General features: G+C 37.6%; 8 protein-coding genes. 2 read left to right on the plus strand and 6 right to left on the minus strand.

Going from position 1 to position 9684, the window contains the following annotated elements:
* Positions 1–237: 237 nt before the first annotated feature.
* Positions 238–909 carry a ribose-5-phosphate isomerase RpiA gene (gene rpiA / locus ADG03_RS09525; RefSeq protein ID WP_049472022.1) on the minus strand — a complete coding sequence of 224 codons (672 nt, stop codon included), beginning with the start codon at positions 907–909 and terminating at the stop codon, positions 238–240.
* 162 nt (positions 910–1071) lie between these two features.
* Here rpiA and mnmE point away from each other — a divergent pair, with 162 nt between their 5' ends.
* A complete protein-coding gene (mnmE, locus tag ADG03_RS09530) occupies positions 1072–2445 on the plus strand; it encodes a tRNA uridine-5-carboxymethylaminomethyl(34) synthesis GTPase MnmE (protein ID WP_049472023.1) in 1374 nt (457 codons plus the stop codon).
* A 278-nt stretch (positions 2446–2723) separates the two neighbouring features.
* Here mnmE and ADG03_RS09535 read toward each other — a convergent pair whose 3' ends face one another.
* From ADG03_RS09535 to ADG03_RS09560, 5 genes are all read right to left on the minus strand, one after another.
* Positions 2724–3536, minus strand: a complete 813-nt coding sequence (locus ADG03_RS09535) for a PrsW family glutamic-type intramembrane protease (protein ID WP_045759366.1) — start codon at positions 3534–3536, stop codon at positions 2724–2726.
* Between the two features lie 153 nt (positions 3537–3689).
* A complete protein-coding gene (locus ADG03_RS09540; RefSeq protein WP_049472024.1) occupies positions 3690–4181 on the minus strand; it encodes a hypothetical protein in 492 nt (163 codons plus the stop codon).
* 168 nt (positions 4182–4349) lie between these two features.
* Positions 4350–5318, minus strand: a complete 969-nt coding sequence (locus ADG03_RS09545; protein ID WP_045759365.1) for a DUF6287 domain-containing protein — start codon at positions 5316–5318, stop codon at positions 4350–4352.
* Positions 5319–5605: 287 nt separating this feature from the next.
* A complete protein-coding gene (locus ADG03_RS09550; RefSeq protein WP_239667176.1) occupies positions 5606–5893 on the minus strand; it encodes a hypothetical protein in 288 nt (95 codons plus the stop codon).
* A gap of 979 nt (positions 5894–6872) precedes the next feature.
* Positions 6873–7493 carry a tetratricopeptide repeat protein gene (locus tag ADG03_RS09560; RefSeq protein WP_049472026.1) on the minus strand — a complete coding sequence of 207 codons (621 nt, stop codon included), beginning with the start codon at positions 7491–7493 and terminating at the stop codon, positions 6873–6875.
* Positions 7494–8141: 648 nt separating this feature from the next.
* On the opposite strand from ADG03_RS09560, the gene ADG03_RS09565 reads away from it, so the two are divergent.
* Positions 8142–9449 carry an MFS transporter gene (locus tag ADG03_RS09565; RefSeq protein ID WP_049472027.1) on the plus strand — a complete coding sequence of 436 codons (1308 nt, stop codon included), beginning with the start codon at positions 8142–8144 and terminating at the stop codon, positions 9447–9449.
* Positions 9450–9684: the final 235 nt, after the last annotated feature.

Below are 9684 nucleotides of genomic sequence, written 5' to 3' on the forward strand. Positions count from 1 at the left end.
TTCCTTTATTAAACTAGCTATATTATACCATATCCCTATAAGAAGAGAGCCGTTGATTGATCCGAGGCTGGGACAAAAGTCCTAGCCTCTCAATTATTTTTGGATTGTCGAGCAAGACGCAGTRGTTGAGTGGGCTCTACTASGCTGATTTCATCAGCTTTTACAGCCCTACTCAACTGTGCGGAGGTGGGACAACGAAATCGAATTCTAACGAATTACCGATTTCTGTCCCACTCTCTATTTTTCAATGATGACTGGGCCATCTGGTGTCCCTACAATCACTTTTGAAATCATATTCAAGAACAAACCGTGCTCTACAACTCCAACCGTGTGATCTAGTTCATTAGCCAAAGCATCCGTATCCTTGATCACCTTGAGATCCAAGTCGATGATAAAGTTGCCTTGGTCAGTGACAAAGCGCTGATCATCCGCAAGACGGAAGGCAGGATGGTAGCCTTTTTGCTCAAAATGACGGAAGAGATTTTCAGCCCCGTATTGCACTACTTCCACTGGAAGTTTGAAAGCCCCAAGGGTTGCGACTTGTTTGGATTCATCCACAATCCAAATGCAGTCTTTAGAATTGGTTGCGACGATCTTTTCCATGAGGAGAGCCCCGCCTCCACCTTTGATCCCGTTTAATTGAGGATCCACTTCATCTGCGCCATCTACTGTCACATCGACCACTTCGACATCGTCGATGGCCTTGAGCGGGATGCCTAAACTTTCAGCCTGATCATAGGTCACACTTGACGTCGTGACAGCTGTGATTTTCAAGCCTTCTTCTTTGATGCGACGACCCAATTCAGCCACAAAATAATAAGCAGTTGACCCTGTACCAAGACCGACAATCATGCCGTCTTTGACAAACTCAGCCGCTTTAATTCCTACCTGTTCTTTTAGGTTTACCATCATAGACCTCCTTTTATATTCTCTTACAGTATAGCATATTCTGTAAGAGATTTCACTAGTTAATTGAAAACCTTTCCAACTTTTAGTTCTAAAAGCAAAACCTTGCCCGTCTGCGGACTTTACGATAGAATAGAGATGAATCTACAGGAAAAGAGAATTGACATGATTACTAATGAATTTGATACCATCGCTGCCATCTCGACTCCTCTCGGTGAGGGGGCGATCGGGATCGTCCGCTTGAGCGGAACCGACAGCTTTGCCATTGCGCAAAAAATCTTTAAAGGGAAAGATTTAACTAGTGTGGCCAGCCATACCCTCAACTACGGCCACATCGTGGATCCAGATAAGGACGAGATTCTCGATGAAGTCATGGTAGGAGCTATGCGCTCACCTAAGACCTTCACCCGCGAAGACATCATCGAGATCAATACCCACGGAGGGATCGCTGTGACAAACGAAATCCTGCAGCTAGTCATCCGTGAGGGAGCTCGTTTGGCCGAACCTGGTGAATTTACCAAACGGGCCTTCCTGAACGGTCGGGTCGATTTGACTCAGGCTGAGGCCGTCATGGATATTATCCGCGCCAAGACCGACAAGGCTATGAATATTGCCGTCAAACAGTTGGACGGCTCCCTATCTGATCTGATTAACAACACCCGCCAAGAGATCCTCAATACTCTGGCTCAAGTCGAAGTCAACATCGACTATCCTGAGTACGATGATGTCGAGGAAGCTACCACTGAGATCATTCGTGAAAAGACCACCGAGTTTGAAGCCCTCTTGACCAATTTGCTGAAGACAGCTCGCCGTGGCAAGATCCTGCGCGAAGGGATCTCTACGGCCATCATCGGTCGACCAAACGTCGGCAAGTCTAGCCTCCTCAACAACCTTCTTAGAGAGGAAAAAGCTATCGTGACCGATATCGAAGGGACCACCCGGGACGTCATCGAAGAATACGTTAACATCAACGGCGTTCCCCTCAAGTTGGTCGATACGGCTGGGATCCGGGAAACCGAAGACATCGTCGAGCAAATCGGTGTCGAACGTTCGAAAAAAGCCCTCAAGGAAGCTGATCTGGTCCTCCTGGTCCTAAATGCTAGCGAGCCCTTGACCGATCAAGATCGCCAGCTCCTTGAGATCTCTCAAGATAGTAACCGCATCATCCTCCTCAACAAGGTCGACCTCCCAGAGAAGATCGAAATCGACCAACTGCCGGATGATCATATCAAGATTTCCGTTCTGAAAAACCAAAACATCGATCAAATCGAAGACCGGATCAACGCCCTCTTCTTCGAAAATGCTGGGCTGGTTGAGCAAGATGCAACTTATCTTTCTAATGCTCGTCACATCTCTCTCATCGAGAAAGCTGTTGAAAGTCTGCAAGCGGTCAACGAAGGCTTGGCCCTCGGTATGCCGGTAGACTTGCTTCAAGTCGACCTCACCCGCACCTGGGAAATCCTCGGAGAAATCACAGGAGATGCTGCTCCAGATGAGCTCATCACCCAACTCTTCAGCCAGTTCTGTCTTGGAAAATAAATCTATTTTAAGATCCTATACTCTTAGAGACTTCCCTTAGGTGAGTACGGACGTCAGCGAACTTCGAAGAAGTTCCATGACTTAGTTTTGAATCTAACGTTTCAAAACTCCCGAGTACTTGAAACAACAATGTTTCAAGCACTTTTCTCACTGCGGAAACTCTCAAATATTTCTTTCAAAATAGAATTTAGTTTACAGCTATAGGATCACCCAGTTTATACAAAAGTATTTCCAAAATAACAAAAATGCGTATGTGTGCAAACATACGCATTATTTTTTTATTTTCCTTGTTCTAATCGCTCGACGGTTTGATAAGCTTGGTAGATCAGGAAGAGCCCAGTAGCATTCAAGACTGGAATCGCAATCGGCAACTCGGTCACGATTTGTGAGAAGGGTGAATTTCCAACAAAATGGAGTCCGAACCCAGCTACTATGTATCCCCAGCCTACTAGACGTAAATCCTTGCGTCCTCTGCTTGCTTGGACAATTAGGAAGAGCCCCAGCATAACAAGTCCTGTGTAGACCCAGTGAGACATAGGCGCATTAGCCACACGACCGAGAATTCCTGACACCGTGTAAGAGAAACCTTCCGGTAGGTCCTGACGGATATAGGCAAAGTCCTCCACGATCTGGAAACCAAGACCAGAGGCAATAGCCAAGAGGAAGATTGACTTGATGCGACGGACGCTGAACAAATAGAGGACAAAGAAGATAGGAATCAACTTAAAGGGTTCCTCAAAGAGTGGCGCAGCGATGGCACTCTCGTACTGGTTCCAAAAGTCGCTATTTGGAGCGATCGCTTGAATCATGTCATGGAAATAGGTATTGGCAAAGCTAGACAACCAACCGGCAACAAAGCCCCCTCCTAATAAAGAAAAGAGAACCGGTACCCAAGACAACTTCCACTTCTTCGCAAAATGAAAGAGAGCCCAAACAGCAGGAAGTGCATAAACCAAAAGGATCAGGGTAGAAAGTCCCACAATCCCGTACTGACTACCAGACATCCAGCCTTCTGTCAGTGACTGGGTCTCATAGGCTAGGCCGATCGCTAGCAAGAGTAAATAGAGAAACAAAATCGATTTGCGTTTCATAAAAGACCTTTCTAAAGTGAAATGAAAAAGGCTGGAAGCCCAGTCTTTTCCGAGTACTATCATTGTAACAGGATCAGCTTAAAAAAACAATAAATGTGGATTCGTGAGAAAAATGTAAAACGTAGATGGCGACAGATGGTTAACTAAATTTAGTTACTTAATCACCAAAGCTCCATTTTCCTCCGTTGCCAAGAGCTTCTCATCTTTATCATATATTTTAAGTTTTATACTGCTTGGTGTTTTTCGAGTTGCATTGTATTGCTTTACTATCTCTTCTTTTAAATCAAAAAGCGTCTTACAATAATCTTTTGGATTTATATTTGCTAAAGATAGCATATTTTCTGATACAGAGAAGACAAGGATCAGATACTCTTCATTATAATACACTCTCGCTATCTCATTTTCGCCATTGATTTGATTTTGAAGCATATAAGCAAATACTACATTAGGTTTTTCATTTCCAACCAATGAGGTAGGGGCTTGATTCATCCCTTTGACCACTGATTCTTTACTTTCCTTTGTAGAATCTTTTACATTCTGTTCAGTAGACTGCTCTTTTTTGTCTTCATTCTTCACTTCTTTTTGCGCGCACGATGACAGAAATAGCGAGAGAATGGTCATTGTAGCAAACATAGTTTTTTTCATAGATTTTCTCCTTTTATTTTTACAAGTAGAAAACGACCTGTAATTGACCAAAATTGCATAAGCTTCCTGTAAAAGATATACCAAACCTTTAATCTTATAACCTAATAGGTCATTAGATCTTTAATAGTTTAAAAAATTTTATCTAATATTATTCTACCATAATCTCTCTTACTTCAGTACTGCAAGAATCTGACGAATCATGTCTGGATCCCCGTCTGGCAATGTCACCGTTTCAGCATGGTCCAAGATCCCTTGGGTAAATTGCGTCATAAACTCTTCACTATTGAGTTCATCAGCAGACTGTTGCCAGTGGCTCGGTACAGGATAGATCGTGACTGTTCCATCACCATTGGATGCATAAGTCACATGGCCTTCTGCAGAAATTGGTGTAAACAACTGACGAACATCTTTAGGATAGTCAACTCCTAGCCCACCAAAGTAAATTTTTGTACCAGCACTCTTTTCATTAATACTCAATTCTGTCGGTACAGACTTGATCACATAAGCCCAGACACGCGCAGCTTCGACCTGAGCATCGGTGTAGCCTGGATAATCATTCTTATCCGCCTTCTTCGAAGACTTGACCTCACCATCCGATCGAGTATTCCACTTCTTGGCCTTACTGGTCTTTGTCGTACTACTGCTATCGTCTGTATCTGCTTGCTCCCGATCTTTCGGTTGCTCTTTCTTGCGATAGTAGTAATTATCATCATCACCATAAGCCGGTGACTGACCAGCCCAGATCCGATCCTTGGACTTATCCGAAGCATCGTCTTTGCCCGCTTTCTGACCTTTTGGAAGGAGCAAGAGACCGTAGCCTCCAACACCCGACTTGGCACTAACCGTCATCTCAGCGATCTGGTCCTTCTGCTTAAAGCTCGATGCATCAAGCTCGACATCCTCGCTGACCAAGCCCTTATCATCAAAGATCAGCTCATTGCCACGACCATCGATCCAAGTCCCCTTGATACTCGAGTAGTCCTTAGCCTTGATGGCTTTCAAATCCATACCAGACTGTTTCTTTTCCGAAGTGCTGGTCTGCTTGGTATCCGAACTCTTAGGCGACACCGTCCTCTGAGGACGACCACACGAAGCCAAGACCAAAGCAGAAAGCACAATTACCAAACCTTTTTTCATATCAATCTCCCTTCACACACCTACTATTTTAGAAAAATAAGAAAGGAGAGTCAAAGAAAAAGCGGAGGGGAGAATCAATTAATGACCTAAAAGTCTGTAAAATTATGATTTGAATTTCTCAAGAAAAAGAAGCTCAATGTATCGAGCTCCTAGACCATCATTTTTTTGTTTTTCTTGTTTTGGGACTGTTCGAAACAACAAAGCTCTATAACTAGAAACATTGATACTATCAACTCCACACATCCCACATAGACAGTTTCCCTTATGTTTTTTAATATTCTTCAAAACTAAATCTTATACAAATTATTTAATTTTTCTAACTCTAATATATTCATACATACTTCTACTCCAGTAACTACCCCCTTGCTATGAATAAATCCACAAGAAAACACAATCCTCTCCTTACTCAAAATATTTGTCAAAACTACTAATGATTCTAAAACATAATCCTCTATTGTAATAAAACTATTATTTTCATCTTTCAAAAACTTTATAAATCCAATATCCTTACACCTATCACCAAAATAAAACCTAAGTGATTTTAAATAATAATCAAAAAACACATCACTCTCCATAGAAAATCCCTTCATTTTTAAAATATTCTATTATATCATACAAAAAATAAGTTTTGTGACCATTCGAAACAACACAGCAAGTTAAAATAAGGCTTTGTCCGTATCCGACTTGAAAAAGTGTGCACCGATTCGGTGCCTTTTTTTGTCTTGTTTTATTTATCTCTAATCGGTCATTATATTAACTTTATTTTACTCCTTCCTTCTTCAAAAATCAATTCATTATATTTAGATATTCCATCACTTGTTAACTTTAAATTTACAAAAATTCGCATTCACGAGTTACTTTAGATGGTGGATAAACTCCTATTTATATAACATTTCCCATTTATTTTCTGTAGAGACTTTCCGCTGTGAAAAAAGTGCCCTAGGCTCAAGAATTAGTCACGGAACTTCTACGATTTCTAGTAACCCAAAAATGTTTTTGAGCTAATCATTGTCAATTATGTACTTTATTTAAGTGAAAACTAAAAATTTTTCAATTGTACATTCATACAAAAACACGGCTCATGAATCATGGCCGTGTTATATTTTACTTAAGCTAGTTAGCTAGTTCTCTTAGTTAATATTTACATACCTTTTATTTGCTTTAATTCCTTTATCTCTTTTAGAATACTAAAAATATAGAAACTAAATAGAACTATACCTAAAAAAGATAAAACAAAGAAACCAGACGTAAGTTTTTCGCCTCTAACAGCTAGTACTCCAAGGGAAAAAATACCGATAGCCATTATGGAAATTATGAGGATAAACCACAAGTAAATCATATAAAACTTATAAAGATAGCAAAAGGACATATTTTTTTGTTTAGGCTTATCCTTCCATTCTAAATAAAAGAAATAAGGTATAAAAATAATTAAAATAAATAGAAATTCCATTTCTATCACAACCTCTCATCTTATTCCCCTTAATCAAATACATAATTTATAGCATATTAAAACTTTTTATTTAGGCAAACTAATAACAAAAACTAAATGTAAAATCATTCGTGAATCAATTCCTCAATTTCCTTTATCCCTTCAAACTCTCCAACACTTTCGAAAAGTTCTATAGCTCGTTTGAAATGTCTATTGGATAATTCCGTATCTTCCAAAGCTAAATAGATTTCACCTAACCCTCTATAGCTACAAGCTTGAGAAATCACATCATCAGTTTCTAAAGATTGTTCCAGTGATAGATTCATGAATGTAAGAGCTTCATCAAGGTTGTTTAATTTAAATCTCACATAGCCTTGTTCGTAGTTATTCACAGCTTTCTTTAGATTATCATTTGGAAAATGCTCTTCAATTATCTTCTCTTCATCTTTAATGAGTTTTAAAGCCTTATGGAAATTCCCCTGTTCCCTGTAGATCATCGCTAATTGATGTAATCCAATATGTTCATTTTCTTTATCTTCATTTAGTTGAGCTAATAAAATGTATTTCTCAAAAATATGTGTACATGAAACATAGTCTTTTTCTGCTAACAATAAATATCCCATCAGATTTAAAAGGCTAAAATCTGTACAGGCATCAATAGAAAAATCTTGTTCAACCAATTTTTTTGCTTCTGATATTTTTCCTTCCAGAAACAAGTCCCAAGCCACATCAATTTTAGAAACCATCTATTTTCCCCCTTACCTATAAACAACCTTCATAAAATAAAATCACTCAATAAGAATATTCTAAATCCTATCTTTATAAATTTAATCCACTAGGCTAAAGTATAGCAAAAAGCCCAAATAACTACTATTTGGGCAAAATGTTACTTAGTTTCTTTTTAAACGAGCAATGAGTAACTTAATAAGATAAGCTAGAACTACAAGTGATAATAGAAAGAAAATAGAATAAATAAAATAGATTTGCATATCTGCCACCTCCTAAATAAAAGAGATAAGCCATCTTTTCCTCAATATCATTGTACTCCCGTTTGAAAGCGGTGTCAAGTGGTATGATAAATAGTACTAGCACCTATTGTGAATTTAAAACCTATAAAAAGCAAAATAAATCAATCTGTTTCATTTTGAAATCCTTTAACGCTTGTAAAATATATCCTATTTTAGAAGAGGTACGTAAGAAGTTATCAATTTAGATAATATCAAAGCAAGAGAGAAATATAATTAGTAAACATAAATACAATTTTTTTTTACATTTTTTATTATACTTTTATTAGTAAAATTGATAAAATCTTAATTAACAAAAATTATGGTTTATCTAATATTCCAATTACCTTACAACACAGGTTGATTGAATAGGATTAGATAACCGAAGCAATGTTGAAACGAATGGAGGGGATTAATATTAAGAATTTAATAAGTGATAAAATGTCTAATAGACAAATCATCAAAGACTTTATTAGTAGTTTTATTAGTTCTTTAAGTGGAAAAGCTTTTAATTTTGCTTTAGGATTAATGTTACTGGACCAAACAAAATCGGCAATGAGTTTTGGAATCAATATGATTATCTATCCTTTAGTTAGTTTAATTTTCTTAGTTCCAATCGGTAATTTAGTAGACAGATACCGTCATAAAAAGATCTTAATTTATAATTTTATCTTTAGGCTTTTAATCTTTCTTCTGTTTTATGCTTTTTATTTTTTAACGAATTCATCTACTATATTATACCTCGTAATCCCGTTTGTCGTACTCCACTCTATTACAGTCAACATCAATGATACTTGTTATTCAGCCTCTATCCACGAGTTAGTAAACGATAAAAAAATTCAACGATTAAGTTCTGTTACACAAACCGCCATTGCTATCGCAACCATGCTTTCCCCAGCTATTGGAGTCATTCTTTATAATTGGTTAGGCTTCTCAGGCTTTATTCTTATAGAAATCATTGCAAATATCCTTTCTTTAGGTGTCTTACTTACCATGAAATTCTTCTATGAACATGAAGAGCAAGAAGCTAAGATTAAACAGAATGAAAAGCATCAACAGGGGTTCAAAGAAATTATCCAATTTTTAAAAGAAAATCAGATTGTAAAATATATTATTCTAGTTAGTGTTGTACTGAATTTTTTCTATACTTCCATTAGCATTGGAGTGCCATTTGTAGTCAAAGAGCAACTCTTATTAGATAATGCAACAGTAGGTATCCTAGAAACAATGTCTGCAGTTGGAATGTTATTAGCCAGTGTGTCTATGTCACTATTGCCAGACAAAAAAGAAAATAATACACTTCTTTCTAATAGAATTCGCATTCCACTTTTTCTTCTAACCATCGCTATCGTTGGTTTGGGTATTACATTTTCAACTACTAACACCCAAGTGATTATTTCTTCCGTTGGCGGTTTATTTATGGGAATTATAGCATTTACTCTTGTTATTCTAAATATTGTCGTCATGACCTATCTTCAAAGTAGTATTGAAACAAATTATTTAGGAAGAGTAATGAGTACTCTGTTCACACTAAATACGTCTATCATGCCGATAGGTACCATTGTATTTACTTATCTATTTCAAAAGGACATAAACGGAGGTCTGATATTCATATTTGGAGGTGTTTCTCTCCTGATCTATACCATGATAATGTTACCTCGAATATATAGAATACTCCAAAAAGAACACATTTATTGACATTGAAACAAAAGCAGTACTAAAACGTAAAACGAAAAAGACAAGGATAAAACACCTTGTCTTTTTTTAAATACTAACAATGGGACTTTTTTCATAATTTAGCACCTTTTTAGTAACCTGTTCAAGATACGGATGTATAGTCCAGATAAAGACAATACAAATTAGATTACGTCTATCTATTTATTTACCTTTTATTTGCTTTAATTCCTTTATCTCTTTTAGAATACTAAAAATA

The organism is Streptococcus parasanguinis (genome assembly GCF_001069785.1).
Taxonomy (GTDB): Bacteria; Bacillota; Bacilli; order Lactobacillales; family Streptococcaceae; genus Streptococcus; species Streptococcus parasanguinis_T.